Annotated in this window: 19 protein-coding genes and 1 pseudogene; 13 read left to right on the forward strand and 7 right to left on the reverse strand. The window is 67.8% G+C overall.

Annotated elements, in window-relative coordinates:
- The first annotated feature begins 280 nt into the window (after positions 1 to 280).
- A complete protein-coding gene (gene plsY, locus AC1DQR_RS37280; RefSeq protein ID WP_183033486.1) occupies positions 281 to 898 on the forward strand; it encodes a glycerol-3-phosphate 1-O-acyltransferase PlsY in 618 nt (205 codons plus the stop codon).
- A 63-nt stretch (positions 899 to 961) separates the two neighbouring features.
- Here the strand turns inward: plsY and AC1DQR_RS37285 are convergent, their stop codons facing one another.
- Positions 962 to 1,255: a GYD domain-containing protein gene (locus tag AC1DQR_RS37285; RefSeq protein ID WP_477134856.1), complete on the reverse strand. Its 294-nt coding sequence runs from the start codon at positions 1,253 to 1,255 to the stop codon at positions 962 to 964.
- Between AC1DQR_RS37285 and AC1DQR_RS37290 the strand changes: the two genes are divergently transcribed.
- Positions 1,254 to 1,424: a hypothetical protein gene (locus AC1DQR_RS37290; RefSeq protein ID WP_477134857.1), complete on the forward strand. Its 171-nt coding sequence runs from the start codon at positions 1,254 to 1,256 to the stop codon at positions 1,422 to 1,424. The two genes, AC1DQR_RS37285 and AC1DQR_RS37290, sit on opposite strands and share 2 nt — an antisense overlap.
- A gap of 42 nt (positions 1,425 to 1,466) precedes the next feature.
- Here AC1DQR_RS37290 and AC1DQR_RS37295 read toward each other — a convergent pair whose 3' ends face one another.
- Both AC1DQR_RS37295 and AC1DQR_RS37300 read right to left on the reverse strand, forming a co-directional pair.
- On the reverse strand, positions 1,467 to 2,744 hold the full coding sequence (locus AC1DQR_RS37295; RefSeq protein ID WP_183033485.1) for an ATP-binding protein: 1,278 nt from the start codon (positions 2,742 to 2,744) through the stop codon (positions 1,467 to 1,469).
- On the reverse strand, positions 2,741 to 3,472 hold the full coding sequence (locus AC1DQR_RS37300) for a response regulator (protein WP_477134858.1): 732 nt from the start codon (positions 3,470 to 3,472) through the stop codon (positions 2,741 to 2,743). Before AC1DQR_RS37300 ends, AC1DQR_RS37295 begins: the two co-directional genes overlap by 4 nt.
- A gap of 342 nt (positions 3,473 to 3,814) precedes the next feature.
- Here AC1DQR_RS37300 and AC1DQR_RS37305 point away from each other — a divergent pair, with 342 nt between their 5' ends.
- The 4 genes from AC1DQR_RS37305 to AC1DQR_RS37320 are packed head-to-tail and all read left to right on the forward strand — an operon-like array spanning position 3,815 to position 13,248.
- Complete coding sequence (locus AC1DQR_RS37305; RefSeq protein WP_416047690.1) at positions 3,815 to 5,281, forward strand: MdtA/MuxA family multidrug efflux RND transporter periplasmic adaptor subunit; 1,467 nt, start codon at positions 3,815 to 3,817, stop codon at positions 5,279 to 5,281.
- Positions 5,282 to 5,290: 9 nt separating this feature from the next.
- Positions 5,291 to 8,452 carry an MdtB/MuxB family multidrug efflux RND transporter permease subunit gene (locus AC1DQR_RS37310; RefSeq protein ID WP_477134859.1) on the forward strand — a complete coding sequence of 1,054 codons (3,162 nt, stop codon included), beginning with the start codon at positions 5,291 to 5,293 and terminating at the stop codon, positions 8,450 to 8,452.
- On the forward strand, positions 8,452 to 11,748 hold the full coding sequence (locus tag AC1DQR_RS37315) for an efflux RND transporter permease subunit (RefSeq protein WP_477134860.1): 3,297 nt from the start codon (positions 8,452 to 8,454) through the stop codon (positions 11,746 to 11,748). Before AC1DQR_RS37310 ends, AC1DQR_RS37315 begins: the two co-directional genes overlap by 1 nt.
- A gap of 9 nt (positions 11,749 to 11,757) precedes the next feature.
- Positions 11,758 to 13,248: an efflux transporter outer membrane subunit gene (locus AC1DQR_RS37320; protein WP_416047688.1), complete on the forward strand. Its 1,491-nt coding sequence runs from the start codon at positions 11,758 to 11,760 to the stop codon at positions 13,246 to 13,248.
- Between the two features lie 50 nt (positions 13,249 to 13,298).
- On the opposite strand, the gene AC1DQR_RS37325 is transcribed toward AC1DQR_RS37320, so the two are convergent.
- Positions 13,299 to 14,726 carry a sensor histidine kinase gene (locus tag AC1DQR_RS37325; protein WP_416047687.1) on the reverse strand — a complete coding sequence of 476 codons (1,428 nt, stop codon included), beginning with the start codon at positions 14,724 to 14,726 and terminating at the stop codon, positions 13,299 to 13,301.
- Positions 14,719 to 15,420: a response regulator gene (locus AC1DQR_RS37330; protein WP_183033479.1), complete on the reverse strand. Its 702-nt coding sequence runs from the start codon at positions 15,418 to 15,420 to the stop codon at positions 14,719 to 14,721. Before AC1DQR_RS37330 ends, AC1DQR_RS37325 begins: the two co-directional genes overlap by 8 nt.
- A 126-nt stretch (positions 15,421 to 15,546) precedes the next feature.
- Between AC1DQR_RS37330 and AC1DQR_RS37335 the strand changes: the two genes are divergently transcribed.
- Positions 15,547 to 16,524, forward strand: a complete 978-nt coding sequence (locus tag AC1DQR_RS37335) for a tripartite tricarboxylate transporter substrate binding protein (protein ID WP_477134861.1) — start codon at positions 15,547 to 15,549, stop codon at positions 16,522 to 16,524.
- A 31-nt stretch (positions 16,525 to 16,555) separates the two neighbouring features.
- Here the strand turns inward: AC1DQR_RS37335 and AC1DQR_RS37340 are convergent.
- Positions 16,556 to 17,478, reverse strand: a pseudogene (locus AC1DQR_RS37340) (LysR family transcriptional regulator).
- Between the two features lie 117 nt (positions 17,479 to 17,595).
- Here AC1DQR_RS37340 and AC1DQR_RS37345 point away from each other — a divergent pair.
- The gene (locus AC1DQR_RS37345) at positions 17,596 to 18,066 is read left to right on the forward strand and encodes a PACE efflux transporter (RefSeq protein ID WP_477134862.1); all 471 of its coding nucleotides are present in this window, start codon (positions 17,596 to 17,598) and stop codon (positions 18,064 to 18,066) included.
- A 92-nt stretch (positions 18,067 to 18,158) separates the two neighbouring features.
- On the opposite strand, the gene AC1DQR_RS37350 is transcribed toward AC1DQR_RS37345, so the two are convergent.
- Entirely contained in the window at positions 18,159 to 18,368 is a 210-nt protein-coding gene (locus AC1DQR_RS37350) for a hypothetical protein (RefSeq protein WP_150992709.1), read from the reverse strand.
- Positions 18,369 to 18,711: 343 nt separating this feature from the next.
- Between AC1DQR_RS37350 and AC1DQR_RS37355 the strand changes: the two genes are divergently transcribed.
- From AC1DQR_RS37355 to dacB, 5 genes are all read left to right on the forward strand, one after another.
- On the forward strand, positions 18,712 to 19,992 hold the full coding sequence (locus AC1DQR_RS37355; RefSeq protein ID WP_416047682.1) for a flavin-dependent oxidoreductase: 1,281 nt from the start codon (positions 18,712 to 18,714) through the stop codon (positions 19,990 to 19,992).
- Positions 19,993 to 20,087: 95 nt separating this feature from the next.
- On the forward strand, positions 20,088 to 21,290 hold the full coding sequence (locus AC1DQR_RS37360) for an ABC transporter substrate-binding protein (protein WP_477134863.1): 1,203 nt from the start codon (positions 20,088 to 20,090) through the stop codon (positions 21,288 to 21,290).
- The gene (locus AC1DQR_RS37365; protein WP_416047681.1) at positions 21,287 to 21,796 is read left to right on the forward strand and encodes a DUF3237 domain-containing protein; all 510 of its coding nucleotides are present in this window, start codon (positions 21,287 to 21,289) and stop codon (positions 21,794 to 21,796) included. The genes AC1DQR_RS37360 and AC1DQR_RS37365 overlap by 4 nt, the downstream gene beginning before the upstream one ends.
- A gap of 60 nt (positions 21,797 to 21,856) precedes the next feature.
- Positions 21,857 to 22,471, forward strand: a complete 615-nt coding sequence (locus AC1DQR_RS37370; protein WP_416047680.1) for a MarR family winged helix-turn-helix transcriptional regulator — start codon at positions 21,857 to 21,859, stop codon at positions 22,469 to 22,471.
- Positions 22,472 to 22,542: 71 nt separating this feature from the next.
- The gene (gene dacB / locus AC1DQR_RS37375) at positions 22,543 to 24,078 is read left to right on the forward strand and encodes a D-alanyl-D-alanine carboxypeptidase/D-alanyl-D-alanine endopeptidase (RefSeq protein ID WP_416047679.1); all 1,536 of its coding nucleotides are present in this window, start codon (positions 22,543 to 22,545) and stop codon (positions 24,076 to 24,078) included.
- The last annotated feature ends 361 nt before the right edge of the window (positions 24,079 to 24,439 follow it).

The following is a 24,439-nucleotide window of genomic DNA, read 5'->3' on the forward strand; positions in this document are numbered from 1 at the left end:
TCGCCCACCGATAGCCCCTGGTCTTTCACCATCCGTACTACTTCCAGCTTGAAGCTGGCATCAAATTGTCGGCGTTGTCTTGTCATCTGTTTCCTCGTCGATATGGATTGTCACCCTATCGACCTGTCCGAGGAAATTAGACCACTGCACTAAAAGGGCAATGTCGTATGGCCCTTGGGCCCAAAAGCCAACACCGCCCACAAAAGCACCACCACCCTCAAAGCCCCCCACCCCCCCTTCCACGCTACAATCCCGCCAGCCTCAAACCCCCAATTCCCACATGGCCAATCTGATCTTCGCACTAGCCGCCTACCTGATCGGCTCCATTTCCTTTGCCGTCGTGGTCAGCAAGGCCATGCGCCTGCCCGATCCGCACACCTATGGCTCCGGCAACCCTGGTGCCACCAACGTGCTGCGCAGCGGCAACAAGAAGGCCGCCATCCTGACGCTGATCGGCGATGCCCTGAAGGGCTGGCTGGCGGTCTGGCTGGCGCAGCGCTTCGGCCCGGCGTACGGCGTCGACGACACGGGCATCGCGCTGGTGGCGGTGGCGGTGTTCCTGGGCCACCTGTTCCCGGTGTTCTTCCGCTTTGCGGGCGGCAAGGGCGTGGCCACCGCGGCCGGCATCCTGTTTGCCATCGACCCGTTGCTGGGCGCGGGCACGATGGCGACCTGGCTGATCGTGGCCTTCTTCTTCCGCTACTCGTCGCTGGCGGCGCTGGTGTCGGCGGTCTTTGCGCCTTTCTTCTACGTCCTGATGTCGGGTGTGGACGTGATCGCCGGCGCGGTATTCGCGATCAGCGTGCTGCTGGTGGTGCGGCACCGCGCCAACATCGAGAAGCTGCTGGCCGGCAAGGAAAGCCGCATCGGCGAGAAGAAAAAGGCGCCCGGCGCCTGAGCGGGTCAGACAGTAAAAAGCCCGCACGATGATGCGGGCTTTTTTATGCCGGCTGGCAAGTGGCTACGGCAGCTTGCTGAGGATGCCGTTCATCTCGTCAGCGGAGAAGGCACGCAGCGTCTGGCTGCGGACGTTGCCCGCCATGCCCAGGGCCAGGCCGAATGCGGTCATGGTGGCCTCGTCAGGCGCGCTAAAGGTCGCTACCAGGTCATATTGCCCGAGCGTCCAGAAAATATCTTTCATTTCGATGCCGCTTGCCTTCGCCATTTCGCGAACAGACGCGGCGCGCTTGGTTGTGTCCTTGACGGTACGGATTCCCTGGTCGGTGAAGTTGAGAAGCGTGACGAAAGTTGCCATGGTGCGTCTCCTGATCAACTGGATTGGCGCTACGCGTTGCCAAAGCGCACAGAGCAACTACTCGCAGCAAGCTGCGTACCACGCAAGCCGGCATATGGCCCGCGTGGCCATGGCGTCAGCCGGCAACCCCCGCGCAGGGGAAAACCGCCTGAATGTGTTCCAGATCTGATACGAGCCGGGACGCCGCCGTGCGGCGGCCTGCGGCCGGCGCTCAGGCCGCCTGTGCCAGCGCCGCGAACGGAAACACCATTTCCACCCGCAAGCCGCCCTCGTCCCGGTTTGCCAGCACCAGGCGGCCGCCCGCCTGGCGCACCAGCCGGTCGACGATGGCCAGGCCCAGGCCCGAGTGCGCATTGCCGCCGCGCGCCGGGTCCAGCCGCACGAACGGCAGGGTGACCTTTTCCATGGCATCCGGCGGAATGCCTTCGCCGTGGTCCTCCACCACCATGTGCCAGCCATCGGCCTGGCGCGAGGTGCTGAGCAGCACCGGCGCCGCCCCGTAGGCATAGGCGTTGTCGACCAGATTGCCGACGATACGGTCGAGCTGGGTGGCGATCATGCGGAAGCCCTCGCCTGCCATCAGCGAGACCTCCACTGACTTGTCCTGCTCGGCCAGCGAGGCGGCCAGCTCGCCGATGCGGCGATCGACCGGCACCGGCCGCGCCACGGGTTCGCCGCTCTGGGCAAAGGTCAGGAACTGCTCGACGATGGCGGACATGGACTCGACATCGCGCGTGACGCCGGCCGCGGCCTTGGGGTCGGCCAGCATCTCGGCGCGCAGCCGCAACCGCGCCAGCGGCGTCTTGAGATCGTGGGCGATGCCGGCAAGCATCGTATTGCGCTCCTGGTCGATGCGGGTCAGGTCAGCCATCATGCGGTTGAAGCGCACGATCAACTGGCGCAGCTCGTGCGGGCCGCGCTCACGCAGCGGCTTGACGGTGTGCTGGCGCGACAGCTGCTCGGCCGCGGCGGCCATGTCGCGCACCGGGCGCTGGATCTGCCAGGCAATCAGCAAGGCCACGGCCATGGCTACGCCGACCACCAGGATCACGCCAGGCAGCAGGCGGTTGTCGGGTGGTGGGTTGACCACCCACAGCGCCGGCATCGCGATCCAGTCCTGCCGGTGCGGCAGCTTGACCCAGATGCGCGTAGTCTGGTCCTCCTCGAGCCGTACCTGGGTCCCAGGCGGCATGCGCTGAGAAAACTGCTCGACCAGCCGGCGCGCGCGGCCCTTGGCCGCCACGGTGTGCTCGGCCGCGCTGGCCTCGCTGGCCACCTCCACCAGGCTTGGCAGCTTGATGGGCGGCTGAGCGGCAAGCGCGCGCTGGATGCTCTCGAACTGGAACATCATCTGCTCGACGGAGTAATCCACCTGCTGCTGGCGGCGATCCATGCGCAGGATGGCGAGCCAGGAGAAATGGCTCAGCACCAGCACCGCTGCGATCAGCAGCGCGATGCGTCCGAACAGCGTATCGATGCGCAGCTTCATTGGGGGATGTCTTCAGCTTCATCGGGCACGAAGGTATAACCGCGCCCCCGTACCGTCTGGATGTAGCGGGGCCGCTGGGCGTCTTCGTCCAGCAGGCGGCGCAGGCGCCAGACCTGGACGTCGATGCCGCGGTCGCTGATGCCGCTCGCGGTGCCGTACATCAGCTCCACGATGCGCTCTCGCGACAGCACTTCAAGCGGGTGCATCAACAGCAGCTTGAGCAGCGCGAACTCGGTATCGCTGATCGCCACCGGGTCGCCGCTGCGCACCAGCGAGCGCTGGCGGAAGTTGACGCGGAACGGCCCGAAGGCCATCCCCTCGCGGTCTTCCGGTGCGGCCGCGGGGCGGGCCAGCTTGCGGCGCAGCACGGCGTTGATCCGCGCCAGCAGCTCGCGCGGCGAGAATGGCTTGCCGAGATAGTCGTCCGCGCCGATCTCCAGCCCGACGATGCGGTCGATCTCGTCGCTGCGCGCGGTGAGCAGGATCACGGGAATGTCGTCGTTCTTGGCGCGCAGGTTGCGCAATGCGGTCAGCCCATCCACCTTGGGCATCATCAGGTCGAGCACGACCAGAGCGGGGCGCTCGCGCTCCAGGCGCGCCTGCAAGCCTTCGCCGTCGTGCAGCACGGACACGGCAAAACCCTGCTGGGTGAGGTATTCGCGCAGCAGGTCGCGGAGTTCGGGGTCGTCGTCCACGACGAGGATCTGGGTAGGCTGATTGGCTCGCATAGGCAGATGATAGCTAGGCTGGGCGCGGCAATCCGGGCGAATTGTTTCAGGGCATTACACCCGGGCTGCTGGTAATGATCTGTAAGATTGGCCGCCCGCGCTGAAACATGGGCGCCGCCAAGGCGCATTATGCTTCGCTTATGTTGCCGTTGCCGGCGGTCGCTGGTCAGGACGGCCCCGCCCGACGCCGCCCGGCCAGCGCGTCATCGCGCATCAAGCCGCGCATGAAGCCACGTGCTGCCAGCGGCACGTGCCGACGGCGTTGCGGCATACTTCTGCCTCTCATACCCCGAAAATCGTTCGAACGCCTCTTTGTTGACGCGTCGCTCCCAGGATCCGGTCATGGCCAACCCCGAAGAACATCAACCGGCTAAGCTGCCACCGCCGCCCAAGGCTGCCTCGCGCCGCCGCAAACTGATCGCCGCCGCGCTGATCCTGCTGCTGGCCGGCGGCGGCTGGTATTGGTACAAGCATCGTACGCCCGCCGCCGGCGCCGCGGGCGCGCCCGGTGGCGCTAACGGCAGCCGTGGCGGCCCCAGTGGCGCCGGTGGCCCCGCTGGCCCTGGGGGTCCCGGCGGCCAGCGCTCGCCGGTGGTGGTCAGCACCGTGGCCAAGCGTAATATGGACGTCATCCTCAACGGCTTGGGCAATGTCACGCCCGTGGCCAATGTGACCGTGCGGGCCCAGGTGTCGGGGCCTCTGCTCAAGGTCCTGTTCAAGGAGGGCCAGATGGTCAAGGCCGGCGACGTGCTTGCCGAGATCGACCCACGCCCGTTCCAGGCCACGCTGGACCAGGCCGTGGGCACGCTGGCGCGCGACCGCGCCTTGCTGGAAAACGCCCGCCTGGACCAGAAGCGCTACCGCACCCTGCTCGGCCAGGACTCCATCTCCAGCCAGCAGGTAGACACCCAGGACGCCCTGGTGCGCCAATATGAAGGCGTGGTCAAGACCGACCAGGCCAACGTGGACAGCGCCCGCCTGCAACTGGGCTACACCCGCATCATCGCGCCGGCCTCCGGCCGCATCGGCCTGCGCCAGGTCGACCCGGGCAATATCATCAGCACCAGCGACACCAACGGCATCGCCCTGATCACCCAGATCCAGCCGATCGCGGTGCTCTACACCATTCCTGAAGACAACCTGCCGTCGGTGCTCAAGCGGCTGCACGCGGGCGAGACCATTCCCGTCCAGGCCTGGGACCGCCAGGCCCGCAACCGCCTGGCCGATGGCACGCTGCTGACCACCGACAACCAGATCGACACCACCACCGGCACGGTCAAGCTCAAGGCGATCTTCCAGAACCAGGACGGCCTGCTGTTCCCGAACCAGTTCGTCAACATGCGCACCAAGGTGGACACGATCGAGGACGCCACCGTGGTACCGGTGGCGGCGATCCAGCGCGGCCAGCAAGGCACCTTTGTCTATGTGGTGGACGACAGCAGCAAGGTCAAGGTCCAGGTGGTCACGCTCGGCACGAGCGACGGCGATCGCACCGTGGTGACCAAGGGCCTGCAGCCCGGCCAGCGCGTGGTGGTCGACGGTGCCGACCGGCTCAAGGAAGGCATGACGGTGGAAACCGTGGACCCGGCGGCGCGCGCCGCCGCGCTGGTACCGGCCAGCGCGCCGCGCGGGCGCGGACGGCGCCGCGATGGTGGCGCCAGCGGCGCGGCCGGCGCCTCCGGCGTGCCGGGTGCCTCGGGTGCGCACGGTGAAGGGCGGCGTCACCGCGACGGCGCAAGCGCGGCGGCAACGGATAGCGGCGGCAGCGCTGGCGCCCCGGCGGGCGCGGCGCCCCAGCGGCCGCAGTAAGGACCCAGCATGAATCCCTCACGCCTGTTCATCGAGCGGCCGGTCGCCACCGCGCTGCTGATGGTCGCCATCCTGCTGTCGGGCCTGGTGGCCTTCAAGCTGCTGCCGCTGTCGGCGCTGCCGGAGGTCGACTACCCGACCATCCAGGTCACCACGCTGTATCCGGGCGCCAGCCCGGATGTGATGACTTCGTCCATCACGGCACCGCTGGAGCGCCAGTTCGGCCAGATGCCGGGCCTCAAGCAGATGTCGTCGTCGTCCTCGGGCGGCGCCTCGGTGATCACGCTGCAGTTCGAGCTCACGCTGTCGCTGGACGTGGCCGAGCAAGAGGTACAGGCCGCCATCAACGCCGGCGGCAACCTGCTGCCGGCGGACCTGCCGATGCCGCCGGTGTATAGCAAGGTCAACCCGGCCGACGCGCCGATCATGACGCTGGCCATGACGTCCGACACCATGCCGCTGCCCAAGCTGCAGGACATGGTGGACACCCGCGTGGCGCAAAAGATCTCGCAGCTGCAGGGCGTGGGGCTGGTGAGCATCAGCGGCGGGCAGCGCCCGGCAGTGCGCGTCCAGGCCAACCCGACCGCGCTGGCCGCGCTCGGCATGTCGATCGATGACCTGCGCACGGCGATCGGCAGCGCCAACGTCAACGGCGCCAAGGGCAGCTTCGACGGCCCCGCGCGCGCCTCCACCATCGACGCCAACGACCAGCTCAAGTCCGCCGACGAGTACCGCCAGATCATCGTCGGCTACCAGAACGGCGCGCCGATCCGCATCACCGACGTGGCCAACATCGTCGACGGGCCCGAGAACAGCCGCCTGGCGGCCTGGGCCAACGACAAGCCGGCCATCGTGCTGAGCATCCAGCGCCAGCCCGGCGCCAATGTGATCGAGGTGGTGGACCGCATCAAGGCCCTGTTGCCGCAATTGCAGAACGCGCTGCCGGCCTCGGTCAAGGTGCAGTTGCTGACCGACCGCACCACCACCATCCGCGCCTCGGTGCGCGACGTGGAGTTCGAGCTGCTGCTGGCGGTCGCGCTGGTGGTGATGGTGATCTTCGTCTTCCTGCGCAACGTGCCGGCCACCATCATCCCGGGCGTGGCGGTGCCGCTGTCGCTGGTGGGCACCTTCGGCGTGATGTACCTGGCGGGCTTCTCGATCAACAACCTSACGCTGATGGCACTGACCATYGCCACCGGCTTCGTGGTSGACGATGCGATCGTGATGATCGAGAACATCATGCGCTACATCGAGAAGGGCGATTCGCCCATGGAGGCGGCGCTCAAGGGGTCCAAGCAGATCGGCTTCACCATCATCTCGCTGACGTTCTCGCTGGTGGCCGTGCTGATCCCCCTGCTGTTCATGGGCGATGTGGTCGGGCGCCTGTTCCGCGAGTTCGCCATCACGCTGGCGGTGTCGATCCTGATCTCGGCGGTGGTCTCGCTGACGCTCACGCCGATGATGTGCGCGCGCCTGCTGCACCATGTGCCCGAAGAGAAGCTCTCGCGCTTTCACCGCGCCACCGGCCGCTTCTTCGACAACGTGATCGACCGCTACGGCCGCGCGCTGGAATGGGTGCTGGACCGCCAGAAACTCACCTTGCTGGTCGCCGTCGGCACCATGGTGCTGACCGTGCTGCTGTACATGCTGGTGCCCAAGGGCTTCTTCCCGGTGCAGGACACCGGCGTGATCCAGGGCATTACCGAAGCCTCCCAGACCACCTCGTTCCCCGCCATGGCAGCGAAGCAGCAGGCCGTGGCCAAGGTGGTGCTGGAAGACCCGGCGGTGGAGAGCCTGTCCTCCTTCGTCGGGGTCGACGGCACCAATACCACGCTCAACGCCGGGCGCCTCTTGATCAACCTGAAGCCCAAGGATCAGCGCAGCGACTCCATCGAGGACGTGACGCGCCGCCTGCAGGCCGCGGTCGACAAGCTCGGCGGGGTTTCGCTCTACACCCAGCCGGTGCAGGACCTGACCATCGAGGACCGCGTGGCACGCACGCAATACCAGTTCACCGTGCAGGACCCGGACCCCACCACGCTGGGCACGTGGGTGCCGAGACTGGTCGAGCGCCTGAAGCTGGAGCCGGAGCTGCGCGACGTGGCCAGCGACCAGCAGAACAACGGCCTGCGCGCCTATGTGGATATCGACCGCGACGCCGCGGCGCGCTTTGGCATCACCACCGCGGTGATCGACAGCGCGCTGTACAGCGCCTTCGGCCAGCGCCTGGTGTCGACCATCTTCACGCAGGCGAGCCAGTACCGGGTGGTACTGGAGGCCATGCCGCAGTTCCGCACCGATCCGCAGTCGCTGGCGGAGCTGCGCCTGCCCTCCTCCTCCGGTGGGCAGGTGCCGCTGGGCGCGTTCGCGCGCATCAGCGAGCGCACGGGGCCGCTGGTGATCAACCACCAGGGCCAGTTCCCCTCCGCCACCATCTCGTTCAACCTGGCACCGGGCGAATCGCTCGGCGCCGCGGTCGACAAGATCGCCAAGGTGGAGCAGGAAATCGGCCTGCCAATCTCGATGCAGACTGACTTCCAGGGCGCCGCGCTGGCCTTCCGCGCTTCGCTGTCCAACACGCTGTGGCTGATCCTGGCCGCGGTGATCACGATGTACATCGTGCTGGGTGTGCTCTATGAGAGCACCATCCATCCCGTGACCATCCTCTCCACCCTGCCCTCGGCCGGCGTGGGCGCGCTGCTGGCGCTGCTGGTCTCGGGCCAGGACCTGGGTATCATCGCGATCATCGGCATCATCCTGCTGATCGGTATCGTCAAGAAGAACGSCATCMTGATGATCGACTTCGCGCTCGAGGCCGAGCGCGAGGGCGGCATGGCGCCGCGCGAGGCGATCTTCCAGGCCTGCCTGCTGCGCTTGCGCCCCATCCTGATGACCACCATGGCGGCCCTGCTGGCGGCGCTGCCGCTGATGCTGGGCACCGGCATCGGCTCGGARCTGCGYCGSCCGCTGGGCATCACCATGGTGGGCGGCCTGCTGGTCAGCCAGGTGCTGACGCTGTTCACCACGCCGGTGATCTACCTGGCGTTCGACAGCGTGGCGACGCGCCTGAAAGCCTGGCGCCAGCGCCGGTTTGGCGACGACACGGGTGGCGGCGCAGGTGGCAGCGCAGGTGGCAATGAAGCCGGGCACGCTCCGGAGCCGAGGCCGTAATGAACCTGTCGGCCACTTTCATCCATCGCCCGGTTGCCACCGCGCTGCTGACCATCGGCATCCTGCTGGCGGGGCTGGCGGCGCTGCGGCTGCTGCCGGTGTCGCCGCTGCCGCAGGTGGATTTCCCCACCATCTCGGTGTCCGCCTCGCTGCCCGGCGCCAGCCCCGAGACCATGGCCGCTACCGTGGCCACGCCGCTGGAGCGCGCCCTGGGCGCCATTGCCGGCGTCACCGAGATCACCTCCAGCAGTTCGCTGGGCTCGACCCGCATCACGATGCAGTTCGAGCTCTCGCGCGACATCGACGGCGCCGCGCGCGACGTGCAGGCTGCCATCAATGCCTCGCGCGCCACGCTGCCCACCAGCCTGCCGAGCAACCCGACGTACCGCAAGGTCAACCCGGCCGATGCGCCGATCATGATCATCGCGCTGACTTCGCCCACCATGACGCGCGGCCAGCTCTACGATGCGGCCTCGACCATCCTGGCGCAGAAGATGTCGCAGATCGAGGGCGTGGGCCAGGTCACCATCGGCGGCTCGTCGCTGCCGGCGGTGCGGGTGGAGCTCAACCCCACGGCGCTCAACAAGTATGGTGTCTCGCTGGAGGATGTGCGCAACACCATCAGCGCCACCAACGCCAACCGTCCGCTCGGTTCGCTCGAAAACACCACCACCAACTGGCAGGTCTACGCCAACGACCAGGCCATGAAGGCGGTGGACTACATGCCGCTGATCATCCGCTACGCCACGCCGGGCACCTACTCGTCGGCCTCGGCCGGTGCGCTGATCGCCAGCACGGCCAACGCCACCGCGGGCGGCGGCGTGAGCACCAAGACCGTCAACGGCGTCACCACCACCACGCTGACCACCAGCAGCGGCACCACCACCATTACCACGGGCGCCACCGGCGGCAACAGCAACAGCGGCGGCCCGAACTCCTTCGCGGTGCCGATCCGGCTGTCGGACGTGGCGCGGGTAACCGACTCGGTGCAGGACATCCGCAACGCCGGCTCCGCCAACGGCCAGCCCTCGGTGCTGCTGGTGCTCAACCGCTCGCCCGGCGCCAACATCATCGAGACGGTGGACCGCGTCACCGAGATGCTGCCGTCGCTGCAGCAGATGATCCCGTCCGCCATCAAGATGGAAGTGATGATGGACCGTACCCCCACCATCCGCGGCTCGCTGCGCGAGGTGGAGCACACCCTGATGATCTCGGTGGCGCTGGTGATCATGGTGGTGTTCCTGTTCCTGCGCAATGTGCGCGCCACGCTGATCCCTAGTGTGGCGGTGCCGGTGTCGCTGATCGGTACCTTCTCGGTGATGTACCTGGCCGGCTTCTCGCTCAACAACCTGTCGCTGATGGCGCTCACGGTCGCCACCGGCTTCGTGGTGGATGACGCCATCGTGGTGCTGGAGAACATCTCGCGACACATCGAGGAAGGCATGAAGCCGCTCGAAGCCGCGCTCAAGGGCTCGCGCGAAGTTGGCTTCACGGTGCTGTCGATGAGCTTGTCGCTGATCGCGGTGTTTATCCCGCTGCTGATGATGGGCGGCATCGTCGGGCGGCTGTTCCAGGAGTTCGCCATCACCTTGTCGGTGTCGATCCTGGTGTCGCTGGTGGTCTCGCTCACGGCCACGCCGATGATGTGCGCGCGCCTGCTCAAGCCGGTGCGCCCCGAGCGCCAGGGCCGCCTCTACCGCGCCAGCGAACGCGTGTTCACCTGGATGCACGACGGGTACTCACGCACGCTGGCGGTAGCGCTACGCCATAGCAGGCTGGTGTGGCTGGTGCTGCTGGCCACCATCGGTCTCAATGTCTGGCTCTACACGATCGTGCCCAAGGGTTTCTTCCCGCAGCAGGATACCGGGCGCCTGATCGGCTTTATCCGCGCCGACCAGGCCACCTCGTTCCAGGCCATGCGCCCCAAGCTGGATAACTTCATCAAGATCGTGCAGTCCGACCCGGCGGTGGTCAATGTCACCGGCTTCACCGGCGGCTCGCAACGCAATACCGGCCAGATGTTCGTCACGCTCAAGCCGATTGCCGAGCGCGAATCCGCCGATGCCATCGTGGCGCGCCTGCGCGTCAAGCTCGCCAAGGAACCCGGCGCGAGCCTGTTCCTGACCTCGGTGCAGGACATCCGCATTGGCGGGCGCCAGAGCAGCTCGGCCTACCAGTTCACGCTGCAGTCGGACGATCTCGACGTATTGCGCGAGTGGGAGCCCAAGGTGCGCGCGGCCATCTCCAACCTCAAGGGGCTGGAAGACGTCGACACCGACACCAACGACAAGGGCTTGCAGACCTCGGTGATCATCGACCGCGACACCGCGTCCAAGCTCGGCGTCTCCGCGCAGCAGATCGATGCGGTGCTCAACGATGCCTTCGGCCAGCGCCTGGTGTCCACCATCTACAATCCGCTCAACCAGTACCGGGTGGTGATGGAGCTCAGCCCCGAGTACCTGGAAGGCCCGCATGCGCTCCAGGATATCTATGTGGTCACTGGCGGCGGCAAGCGGGTGCCGCTGTCGGCCTTCGCGCACTTCGCGCCCACCAGCACGCCGCTGGGCGTCAATCACCAGGGCCAGTTCGCGGCCTCCACCATCTCCTTCAACCTGGCCGAGGGCGTCTCGCTATCGCAGGCGACCAACATGGTCAAGGATGCGATGGCGCGCATTGGCGTGCCAGAAACGCTGCAGGCCAACTTCCAGGGCAGCGCCAAGGCCTTCCAGGATTCGCTCAAGAGCCAGCCGCTGCTGATCCTGGCCGCGCTGATCACCATCTATATCGTGCTCGGCATGCTGTACGAGAGCTATGTGCATCCGCTCACCATCCTGTCCACGCTGCCGTCGGCCGGCGTGGGCGCGCTGCTGGCGCTGCTGGCCTCGGGCACGGACTTCAGCATCATCGCGCTGATTGGCGTGATCCTGTTGATCGGCATCGTCAAGAAGAACGCCATCATGATGATCGACTTCGCCATCGACGCCGAGCGGCGCGAGGGCCTGTCGCCGCATGACGCCATCTACCGCGCCTGCCTGCTGCGTTTCCGCCCGATCCTGATGACCACCATGGCCGCCCTGCTGGGCGCGATACCCCTGGCGATCGGCCACGGCGATGGCGCCGAGCTGCGCGCGCCGCTGGGCATCTCCATCGTCGGCGGGCTGGTGGTCAGCCAGTTGCTGACGCTGTACACGACGCCCGTGGTGTACCTGACGCTGGACCGCTGGCGCCTGAAGGTGAAAGCCTGGCGCCAGCGCCGCTCCGCCGTGCCTCCAGCCACGGTCAGCCTCGAACCCTGAATGCGATCCATGAACGCTTTTCTTCGCCCCCCTGCCCTCTCCGTCCCCGCGACCGTGCTGACGGTAGCCTGCGCCCTGCTGTTGGGCGGCTGCGCCGTGGGTCCCGACTACAAGCGGCCGGACGCGCCCACCACCCCGGCCTTCAAGGAAGCACCCGCCGACACCTCGCAGTGGGGCACGTGGAAACCGGCCGAGCCGCAGGATGCCAGCGCGCGCAGCAACTGGTGGGCGGTGTTCAGCGATCCGGCACTCGACACGCTGATGTCGCAGGTGCAGGTATCCAACCAGAACATCAAGGCGGCCGAGGCGCAGTACCGGCAAGCGCTGGCCGCGCTGCAATCGGCGCGCGCCGGCTACTTCCCCACGGTGGGCGCATCGGCCGGGCTGAGCCGCGCGAGCGGCAGCAGCGGCCTGATCGGCAACAGCCAGAACGCCACGCTGTCGGCCAGCTGGGAAATCGATGTGTGGGGCCGCGTGCGCAGGCAGGTGGAGAGCAGCGAAGCCAACGCGCAGGCCAGCCAGTCCGACCTGGCTTCGACCTTGCTGTCGACCCAGTCCACGCTGGCGCAGAGCTATTTCCTGCTGCGCATCGCCGACCAGCAGAAGGCCTTGCTTGACCGCACCGTAGTCGACTACGAGAAGTCACTGCAACTGGTACGCAACCAGTACGCAGCCGGCACCGCCCAGCGCTCCGACGTGCTGCAATCCGAGACCCAGCTCAAATCCGCGCAGGCGCAGCAGATCGATATCCAGATCACGCGCGCGCAGCTCGAGCACGCCATCGCCATCCTGACTGGCAAGCCACCGGCCGACCTCTCCATCGCGCCGCAGGACTATGCCGCCGCCGTGCCGCGCGTGCCTATCGCGGTGCCGTCGGCGCTGCTGGAACGCCGGCCCGATATCGGCGCGGCCGAGCGCCGCATGGCCGCGGCCAACGCACAGATTGGCGTAGCCCAGGCGGCTTATTACCCGACGCTGTCGCTGTCGGCCACCGGCGGGCTTTCCGCCGCCACGCTGGCGCGCTGGCTGTCGCTGCCGGACCGCGTGTGGTCGATCGGCCCGGCGCTGGCCGGCACGCTGTTTGACGGTGGCCTGCGCAGCGCGGCCAAGGCGCAGGCGGTGGCGGCCTACGACCAGACCGTGGCCAACTACCGCCAGACGGTGCTCGCCGCGTTCCAGGAGGTCGAGGACAACCTGGCCGGCGCGCGACTGCTGGAGCAGGAAGGCATGGTGCAGAACGACGCGCTGCGTTCGGCGCGCGATGCGCTGGCCCTGGTCAACAACCGTTACCGCGCTGGCACCGCCAGCCTGCTGGACGTACTGACCGCGCAGACCACCGCCTACACGGCGGAGCGCACCTACTTGACCATCGTAGGCCGCCAGTACACGACCAGCGCGGTGTTGATCAAGGCGCTGGGCGGCGGTTGGCATATCGAGACGGATAGCGCGTCGAATACCGCGCCGGCTGGCACAGCGCCCGGCGGCTCGGCAACGCAATAGCAGATCGCAAATAGCAAATAGCAGAGAGTGGCGGGAGCCTTCGCGCCGCCCTATGCCGGCGCGAAGCGCACCCGCACCAGCAGGCCCCTGCCCTGCGCACCATCCAGCAGCGCCAGCGACGCGCCATGCGCCACTGCAATGTCGCGCACGATGGTCAGGCCAAGCCCCGAGCCAGTGGGAGCCGCCTCACCGGGCGCCTTCAAACCCGCCGCCTTGCCGCGGTAAAACGGCTCCAGCACCGCCGCGCGTTCCGCGGCGGGAATGCCGGGGCCGTCGTCCTCCACTTCCAGTACCACCGCCTCGCCCGCGCGCAAGACACGCGCCGTGACCATGCCGCCCGATGGCGTATAGCGCAGCGCGTTGTCGACCAGGTTGGTCACCAGTTCGTGCAGCAGATCGGTGCCGCGCACTGGCTGCGCGCCCTCGCCTTCGAAGCCCAGGTCGATGCGGCGCGCACGCGCGGCGGGCGTGAGCTCAAGGCAGACCTCCCTCACCAACGCCGCGAGGTCCAGCGCGCGCGGCGCCTCGGCCCCGCCGTGCGCGGCGCGCGCCATCGACAGCAGGCGCTCGGCCAGCGCGGCCATGCGCGCGGTGCTGTCGGCCAGGCCCTGCGCGATGCGCCGCTGCTCGTCGGGATCGCGCTCGCGCGCGGCCAGCTGGGCCTGCGTGTGCAGCACGGCTAGCGGCGTGCGCAGCTGGTGCGCCGCGTCGGCGATAAAGCGGCGCTGTGCGGCGAGCACCTGTTCCAGCCGCGCCATGTAGCCGTTCATGGCCTCCACCAGCGGCGCGGTCTCGCGCGGGGCGCTGTCGAGCGGCAGCGGCGTGGTGGCGCCGGGCTGGCGTTGCGCCACGGCTTCGCGTAGCGCATCGAGCGGCGCCAGCGCGCGCCGCGTGAACAGCCAGATCACCAGCACCGCGGCCAGCACCAGCATCAGCTGGCCCCACAGCACATCGAACAGGATGTTGCGCGTCAACGCCTGGCGTGAGTCCAGCGTCTCGCCCACCTCGATCAAGGCCATGCCGCCGCGCGTGCCGCTGGCGTCCATCACCGGCTGGCGCAGCGCGGCGATGCGGATCGGCTGGCCGCGATAGGTGCGATCGTAGAAGCTCACCAGTGCGGGATACAGCTTGGTGCGCGGCTGGCTGGCGTCGAATGGCGGCAGGTCGTCGTAGCCCGAGACGAACTCGCCATGCACGCCGCTGACGCGGTAGAACATGGTGGCGTTCATGCCCACCTCGAAGGTATCGAGCGAGATATACGGCACGTCCACGCGCACGCCTTCGGGGGTCAGCGTGATGCGCTCGGAGATATTGCGCGCCGATGCCAGCAAGGTACGGTCATAGGCCTGGTCGGCGGATTCCAGCGCATTGGAGTAAGCCACCACGCCGTACGCGGCCTGCAGCGCCAGCATGGGCGGGATCAGCCACCACAGCAGGCGTGCGCGCAGGCTGGCGGCGCGCTTGCGCGGCTCAGCCAACGCTGGGCTCCAGCACGTAGCCCAGCCCGCGCAAGGTCACGATGGCGGCGCCGGAGCCTTCGAGCTTGCGGCGCAGGCGATGCACGTAGACCTCGATCACATCCGGCTGGGTGTCGTCGGCCAGGGTGAAGATGCTGGCGTAGATGCGGTCCTTGCTGACGGTCTTGCCGGGCGGCGTCATCAGGATCTCCAGCACCGCATGCTCGCGCGGCGTCAGCGCCAGCGGCACGCCGCCCACCTGGAAATGGCGCGACACCGTATCGAACCCCAGGCCGCCGCACACCACCAGCGGCGCCTCGGTCTGGCGCGCGCGGCGCAGCAGCGCCTTCACGCGCGCCTCGAACTCGGCCAGGTCGAAGGGCTTGGCCATATAGTCGTCGGCACCCAGGTCCAGGCCCTTGACCCGGTCGCCTACTTCGCCGCGCGCGGTCAGGATCATCACCGGCACGCGGCAGCCGCGAGCGCGCAGGCGCGCGAGCAGGTCCAGGCCGTCGCGGTCGGGCAGGGTCAGGTCCAGCAGCACCAGCGCGTAGTCACTGCCGGCCCCGCCCGCGCTGCCGGCGTGCGTGCTGAACAGCAAGGATTCCGCACTGGCCGCGTCGGCCGCGCGCTCCACGGTGAAATGCAGCGCGCGCAGCGCTTGCATCACCCAGGTGGCCAGTTCATCGTGGTCCTCGACCAGCAGTACTCTCATGGAAGGGTGTTCTCCTGCTTCTTGGCGGCGTTTTGTTATGCCTGATTTTCGCATTGGCGGCCAGCGGATTTGTTTGGGATTTCCCGGTAAGCTGTCTGCCGTCCACTCACCCCCCGAGGAGAATCGATGCGCCACGTCCTGGCCGCCCTGCGCTTTGCCTGCGCGGCGCTTGCCCTCGCCGCCGCCTGCGTGCGGCCGGCGGCCGCAGCGCCGGAATGCATCGTGCCCGCCAAGCCCGGCGGCGGCTTCGACCTGACCTGCAAGCTGGCGCAGCGCGCGCTGCTCGAAGCCGGGTTCACCGAGCAGCCGATGCGGCTGGCCTACGTGCCGGGCGGCATCGGCGCGGTGGCCTACAACAGCATCGTGGCGCAACGCCCCGCCGAGCCCGACACCATCGTCGCCTTTTCAGACGGCTCCCTCCTGGCGCTGGCCCAAGGCAAGTTCGGCAAGTACGGCGCGGCGGACGTGCGCTGGGTGGGTGCGCTCGGCACCGATTATGGCGTGATAGCGGTACGCGCCGATTCGCCCTTCAAGACCCTGAAGGACCTGGTGGCCGCGCTCAGGTCGGATCCGGACCAGGTACTGTTCGGGGCCGGCGGCACCATCGGCAACCAGGACTGGATGAAGGCCGCGCTGGTGGCGCGGCAGGCCGGCGTGGGCTACAAGCGCATGCGCTTCGTGGGTTTCGAGGGTGGCGGCGAGGCCTTCACGGCACTGCAGGGCGGGCACGTCCAGGCGGTGTCCGGCGACGCATCGGAGGCCGCCATGCAGCTCGGCGCGGGCGGCATCCGCATCCTGGCCGTGCTGGCGGCGCAGCGCCTGCCCGGCAGGCTGGCCAGCGTGCCCACCGCGCGCGAGCAGGGCTTCGACATCGTCTGGCCCATCCTGCGCGGCTTCTACATGGGCCCCAAGGTTGCGCAGGCCGACTACCAGCGCTGGGCCAGCCGCTTCGAACGCCTGCAGGCCAGCCCGGCATTCGCCCGGCTGCGCGCGGAGCAGGGCCTGTTCCCGGCCGACCTGGGCGGCGCTGACCTGGATACCTATGTGCAGCGAACGGTGCAGCGCTATAGCACGCTGGCCAAGGAATTCGGGCTGACCCGATAGATCCGATAGATCCGATGCTTGCCAACATCGGCTACGGCCGGGCGGGCACCTCCGGACGCGGCAGCGTCTGCTTGCTCACCCGCTCCTTGAGCCAGGTGGCGGCCTTGCCGAGTGGCCGCTGCTTGTGCCACACCAGCTCCATCGCCACCGGCCAGTCCTGGTCGTCGAACTCCAGCGCGGGCGACACCAGTTGCGTGCCCGCCGGCGAGTTGGCCGCCACGTGCCAGGGCACGAAGGCCCAGCCCAGCCGGCGCTTGACCAGCTCAACGATGACCCACTGGCTCTCCACCCACCAGACTTCGGCGGCCACGCGCAGCCGCATTTTTTCCTCGCTATCGGTGCGGGTGGCCACCATCAGCTGCCGGTAGCGCTTCAGTTCCTCCCAGCCCACGCGCTGGTCCGCAAGCGGATGGTCGGGGGCACAGATGATCCGCATCGGCACCCAGCCCAGCGCGCGGAAACCCAGCTCCGGCGGAAACCCAGCTCCGGCGGAAGCACCTCCTGGCGCCACATGATTCCCAGGTCGGCGCAGCGCTCCAGCACCAGCCGGCTGACGTCTTCCATCAAGGGAAACAGCAACTCCAGCTCCACCGCCGGGAAGCGCGCGGAAAACTCCTCCAGCATCACGCCGAGGGTTTCCTCCGGATAGAGTTCGTCCACCRCCAGCACCAGGCGGCTCTCCACGCCCTCGCCCAAGCTCTTGGCCACGCCACGGAAATGCTCGCAACGCTCCAGGATCACGCGCGCCTCGGCCAGCAAGCGTTCGCCCGCGGCGGTCAGGGTGGGATAGCGCCCGCCGCGGTCGAACAGCTGGTTGCCCAGGTCGATCTCGAGATTGGACACGGCAGCGCTGACAACCGACTGGGCTTTGCCCAGCCGGCGCGCGGCTGCGGAGAAAGAGCCACATTCGGCGGCCGCGGCAAAGGCCTGTAGTTGTTCGAGCGAGAGGCTCATGTCGATTCCTTGGGACGGGCCGTTGCCCATCCATCGTTTTTAGCGATAGAACCTAACTTTACCATCCCAGAATACTCGATAGAATGCCCTCTATTCACACGCCAGACAGGAAGTATCATGCGCAGCACCAAGGACAGGATTCGTCACACCATCGGCTTTGAAGTGATCGGCTTGCTGATTGTCGCGCCCGTGGGCAGCTGGGTCTTTGGCTTTGCCCTGCACCAGATCGGCATCCTCGCCGTGGTGGCATCGTTGATCGCCGCCGGCTGGAACTACCTCTACAACGTGCTGTTCGACAAGGCCATGCTGCGGTTCACCGGGCAGCTGCGCAAGCCGGTGGCCGTGCGGGTGCTCCACGCCATCCTGTTCGAACTGGGCCTGCTGGTGGTGTTCCTGCCGATGGTGGCGTGGTATCTCGACATGAGTCTCTTCGATGCCTTCATCATGGACATCGCCCTGGCAGCCTTCTACGTGGTCTATGCGTTCGTCTACAACTGGGCCTACGACACGGTGTTCCCGGTGGCCAACGCCGGGCAAGGCGGAAAGACTGGGAAGGCCGGAAAGGCCGTCGTAAAGTCTGCCTGCTGACCCTTAGCGTAAAAAAGCAAAAGCGGATGCCGATGGCATCCGCTTTTTGTTTTGTGGCGGGCCGCTTGGCGCTGCGCCCCGCTGCTGTTTGCTTACCGGCGTTCGGGCGTCGCCACGTTGCCAACCACACCGCCCAGCGCCGCGCCACCGATGGTGGCCGCCGGGCCGCCGATCAGTGCCGCGCCGGCCACGCCGCCAACACCCGCGCCGATGGCGGTATTGCGCTGCTTGGGCGTCATGTCGGCGCAGCCCGCCACGCTCAGCAGGGTGGCAAGCAGGATAGACAGGGTTACGGTACGCATGATGAGGCTCCTTTTGGGATTTGTTTTGCGCCTGGCAATGCACCCAGGCATCGTTGTCGCGTTTACCGCAAGGTCCATGCTTTGCGGCAGGTACTTTCACTATGGGGCCCGCGGACGCTCCGCGGAACGGGGGCTTGGCCGAACATCGTGTCAGCGGATTCCCACAAATCCCGTGCTCAGGACGTGCATGCGGCGCTTGCTTGCGGGTTTCCCCGCACGCCGCCGATCTTGAAGCCCTCACGCATTTAGTTATACTCTATAACAATATTGCCAGTGGCCGCCGGCTCCGCATGGAGCACCCGCGCGGCCCGGGAATTCCATAACAAGCCGTGGAGACAACACCATGAAGATCGCGATCGCCGGTGGCGGCATCGGCGGCCTGACGCTGGCACTGCTTTGCCACCGGCACGGCATCGAGGCCGAGGTCTGGGAAGCCAGCGAGACGCTGCGCCCGCTCGGCGTGGGCATCAACCTGCTGCCGCACGCGGTGCGCGAGCTGTCCGAGCTGGGGTTGCACGATGCACTGGCCGAGCTGGCGGTGCAGACCTCGTCCCTGTCCTACTACAACAAGCTTGGCCAGCGCATCTGGCACGAGCCGCGCGGGCGCGCGGCGGGCTACGGCCAGCCGCAGTTCTCCATCCATCGCGGCGAATTCCAGATGCTGCTCTACCGCACCGTGGTGGAGCGCCTGGGCGCCGAGCGCGTGCATGCCGGCCATACGTTTGAAGCGGTCGCGAGCACTGGCGCGCGCGCGGGCGATCCCGTGGAGTTCACGCTGCGCCGGCGCAGCGACGACGCGCAAGTCACGGCGCGGGCCGATGTGCTGGTGGGTGCCGATGGCATTCACTCCGCCGTGCGCCGCCACTTCTATCCGCAGGGCGACGCGCCGCGCTTCTCGCGCCGCACGCTGTGGCGCGCCGTCACCGAGGCGCCGCCGTACCTGGATGGCAGCTCGATGTTCATGGCGGGCCACCAGGACCAGAAGTTCGTGGCCTACCCGATCTCCGAGCCGCTGCGCCGCCAGGGGCGCTCGCTGGTCAACTGGATTGCCGAGCTGCGCGTGCCCGACAGCGCGCCGGATACCCCGCCGCGCAGCGACTGGAACAAGCAGGTCGACAAGTCCGTGTTCCGCGAAGCCTTTGCGAACTGGCGCTGGGACTGGATCGACATCCCCGCGCTGATCGACGGCGCGCAGGCCATCTACGAATTCCCCATGGTCGACAAGGACACGCTGCCGCGCTGGACTTTCGACCGCGTGACGCTGCTGGGCGACGCCGCCCACCCGATGTACCCGATCGGCTCCAACGGCAGCGCGCAGGCCATCCTCGATGCGCGCTACCTGATGGACAGCCTCCTGGCCAACGGCGCGCCGCGCGACGCCTCCGGCACCGGCCATGCGCTGCGCGAGTACGAAGCGGAACGGCTTCCGCGCACCGCGGCCATCGTGCTGCGCAACCGCATGAACGGGCCCGAGCAGGTCATGCAACTGGCCGAGCAGCGCGCGCCGCAGGGTTTCAGCGATATCGAAACCGTGATCCCGCGCACCGAGCTCGAAGCGATCGCGCTGCGCTACAAGCAGCTCGCCGGCTTCGACCGGCAATCGCTGCAGGCGCCGCCGCGCTAAGCGGGCCGCGCGCCTCTGTGCTTGCGCCAGTCCGTCGTATCATGCCCCCCGACCGGCCCTGAGAAGCCGGCGCTATTCGAAGAAAAGGAGACATCGTGCCGCGCCCCAGCCCTACACGCCCTACACGCCTTACCCGCCTTACCCGCCTTGCCACGCCCGCCAGCCGCCTTGCGCTCGCCGTCACCGCCAGCCTAGCCGCCGCGCTTGGCGCCGCGCCCGCGCTTGCCGACGTGACGGTCGGCGTCAGCATCGCGTCGACCGGCCCCTCGGCCTCGCTCGGCATCCCGCAGAAGAACAGCATGCCCTTGCTGCCGGAGACCATCGCCGGCGAGAAAATCCGCTACATCGTGCTGGACGACGGCTCCGATCCCACCCAGGCCACCAAGGTGGCGCGCCGCTTCGTCAGCGAGGACAAGGTCGACATCATCCTCGGCTCGTCGGCGGTGGCGCCGTCGATCGCGATTGCCGAAGTCGCCGACGAGAGCCAGACCGTGCAGCTGGCCTTCTCGCCGATCGAGCTCAAGCCCGGCCGCGGCGAATGGACGTATCGCCTGGCCCAGCCGGTCAAGCTGATGGCCGAGGCCGTGGCGGATGCGGCGCACGCCAGAGGCATCAAGACCATCGCCTTCATCGGCTTTGCCGACGCCTACGGCGAGACCTGGCTCAAGGAGTTCACCACCGCCGCCACCGCGCGCGGCATGCGCCTGGTGGCCACCGAACGCTATGCGCGCTCGGACACCAGCGTGACCGCGCAGACGCTCAAGCTGATCGCCGCCCACCCCGACGCGGTGCTGATCGCCGGTGCCGGCACCGGCGCGGCCCTGCCGCACACCACGCTGCGCGAGCGCGGGTACGCGGGCCCGGTCTACCACACGCATGGCGCGGCCACCAAGGACCTGATCCGCATCGGCGGCAAAGCCGTCAACGGCTCCATCCTGCCCGCGGGGCCGGTGATCGTGGCCGAGCAGCTGCCGGACAGCGCCGCCACCAAGAAGCCGGGGCTGGACTACGTGGGCCGCTACGAGAAGCAGTACGGCCCCGACACCCGCACCCAGTTCGGCGCCCACCCCTACGATGCGGGCCTGGTGCTGCAACGCATCGTGCCGGTGGCGCTCAAGCAGGCCAAGCCGGGCACACCGGCATTCCGCCGCGCGCTCAAGACCGCGCTGGAGAGCGAGCGCAATATCGTGGTGTCGCACGGCGTGCTGAACTACACCGCGCAGGATCATTTCGGCTTTGACACCCGCGGCCGCGTGATGCTGACCATCGACAATGGCAACTGGAAGCTGCTGAAATGACCGCGCCCGCCGCGCCCTTTGCCATCGCCGCCCTGCCCACACCCACGCTGGAGCACGTGGCGGACTTCAGCTTCCGGCTGGCGCCGGTCACCGAGGTGGGTGCGAGCGCGCTGGGCAACCGGCGGGTCATCCCCATTCTCGACGGCGTCGTTTCCGGGCCGCGCCTGCAAGGGCGCATCCTGCCCGGCGGCGCGGACTTCCAGCTGGTGCGCCACGACGCCGGCAACGGCATCGTCGTGGCCGACATCGAGGCCCGCTATGTGCTGGAGACCGACGACGGCGCGCGCATCTACATCGTCAACGCCGGCGTGCGCAGCGGCCCCGCCGAGCTGATTACGCGCTTGGCCGGCGGCGAGATCGTCGACCCGCGCCTGATCTATTTCCGCACCGCGCCCCGCTTCGAGACGGCGGCGCCCGGCTACGACTGGCTCATGCAGCACCTGTTTGTCGCCACCGGCGCCCGCTATCCGGACCGGGTGGAAATGCGGTATTTTCGCGTCGTATAGGCGGCCCGGTTTTTCAGGCCGCCATCGCCCCCCACATCCATCGACCGACGCCAAGGCCTCATGACCACAGCAAAGGCGCGAGCGCGGCGCAGCCGCGACGCCCTCGCCCCCGATCCCGCCGGCGCCAGCCAGGCAGCCGATGCGCCCGGCGGATTCGACCCGCATATCGCCAACGTCGACTACGGCGTGCTGGACGGCCTGGTCGGCTACGCCATCCGCCGCGCGCAGATCCGTATCTACGAAGACTTCGTGCAATCGCTGGCGCAGTGGAACATCACGCCGCCGCGCTTCTCCGCGCTCGTGATCGTCTCGCGCAATCCGCTGCTCAAGCTGACCGAGCTGGCCAGCATCCTGGGCATCGCGCGCTCGGGCGCGGTGCTGCTGGTCGACGCGCTGGAAGACATGAAGCTGGTGGCGCGCCGCCCGGCGCCGCACGATCGCCGCGCCTACAGCCTGGTGCTGACCCCGGCGGGACGGCGCACGCTGGAAGCGGCCACCGCCGCGGTGTGCGCGCACGATGCGCGCGTCGCGGGGGCATTGTCGGCGCAGGAACAAGACACGCTGCGCACGCTGCTCGGAAAGCTCGCGCCGCCGCAGCCGATCGGCGCGGGCCACTTGGCCCATTCGGCTCATTCGGCTCATTCGGCAGATCCCATAAACGCCGCAGAAGACTAGACAGGTTTTCTGCGGAAAAACCTGCGGAAATCGAATGGCGGCGTCATCCGCGCCCAGGCCCGTGCGTTAACATGGGCACCATGCCGAATCGCCCTTCCCCCATTCTTCACAGCCTGCTGCCGCTTTGCGCCGCCGGGCTGCTGTGCATCAGCGGCGTGAGCACCGCCGCCGCCAAGACCCCCGTTCACAAGACCAAGGCCACCCACGCCGCGGCCGAGTCCGCCGAACCGCGCTCAGGCCTGCCAGGCAGCGTAACGGCCGCGCTCAAGCGCGCGCATGTGCCCGCCTCGGCCACCAGCTTCTACGTGATCAAGGTCGGCGCGCAGGCACCCCGCGCAAGCTGGAACGCGCAAACGCCGATGAACCCGGCTTCCACCATGAAGCTGGTCACCACCTTCGCCGGGCTCCAGCTGCTTGGCCCCGGCTACCGCTGGCAGACCGCGCTGTACGCCGACAACCAGCCAGGCGCCGACGGCACCGTCAACGGCAACGTCTACCTGCGCGGCTATGGAGACCCCAAGCTGGTGCCGGAAGAAATGGCCAAGCTGGTCAACAGCGCCCGCACCGCGGGCGCCACCACCATCAACGGCGACCTGGTGCTGGACCGCAGCTACTTCGATTCCGCCATCGACAAGGGCGCCACCATCGATGGCGAAACCCAGCGCGCCTACAACGTCAGCCCCGACGCGCTGCTCTACGCCTTCAAGACGCTGTCGTTTACCATCACGCCCGACCCGGCCAACCAGTCGGTCGCGGTATCGGTCACGCCCGCGCTGGCGCAGCTCAAGCTCGACAACCGCCTGGCGCTGTCCCACGGCAAGTGCGGCGACTGGTCGGCACGCGCGCGCCCCGCCGTCACGCCACAGCCCGACGGCACCGTGCTGGCCTCCTTCGACGGCAGCTACGCCGCCGACTGCGGCGAACACGTGGTCAACATCGCCACGCTCTCGCACAACGAATTCACCTGGGGCGGCTTTGTCGCCGAATGGCAACTGGCCGGCGGCCGCTTCACCCACCAGCCAGCCCTGCGCATGGGCCGCGCCCCGCGCAACGCCTTCCTGCTGGCACGCCACTACGGCCAGCCCCTGTCGGAAATCGTGCGCGACATCAACAAGTTCTCGAACAATGTGATGGCCCGCCAGCTTTACCTGACCATCGGCGCGGAGATGGATCGCAGCGGCCCGGCCAGCACCACCCGCTCGGCCAAGGTGGTGCAGCGCTGGCTGGCGCGCCAGGGGCTGGACATGCCCGGCCTGGTACTGGACAACGGCTCCGGACTATCGCGTGAAGAACGCATCAGTGCCTACGATATGTCGCGGCTGCTGCAGCAAGCGCTGGCCAGTGAAGTCGGCCCGGTGCTGATCGATTCGCTGCCGATCCTCGGCGTGGACGGCACGCTGCGCAACCGCCTGACGCGCGCCGGCGCGGCCGGCAATGCCTACATGAAAACGGGAACGTTGAATGACGTCCGGGCGCTGGCCGGCTATGTCGATGCGCTGAACGGCGACCGCTATGTGGTGGTCAGCTACATCAACCACGCCAACGCAGCACAAGCCCGCGAAGCCCACGACGCCCTGTTGCAATGGGTGTATCAGGGCGCACCCTGAGTGGCGTGATACTGGCAGCCGGTACGGAAGCAGGAAGAGCTCGCGCCCTTGCAAGCGCCCGCCCTCTCCCCCGGCCCCTCTCCCACAAGTGGGAGAGGGGCGCCAACCAGCAGCAAGATCAACCACTGTGGTAGCCGTGATTCCCGCCCCTTCGGGCGGGAATCACCCACGGCGATGCGAAGCGAGCCGTGGAGGTGTTCAGAGGCCGTATGGGTGTACGAATCAACCACATGGGTAACAAACGAGTTCACTCACATGGGTAACACTTTGATTGTCAGGTAGTGCTGCTTCGCCTGGCGTTCATCAATCAATCCTATGGCAATGGGGCCGAAGTGCACACGCCATATCCCATCGGCAACTG

The organism is Cupriavidus sp. 05L411 (genome assembly GCF_056398045.1).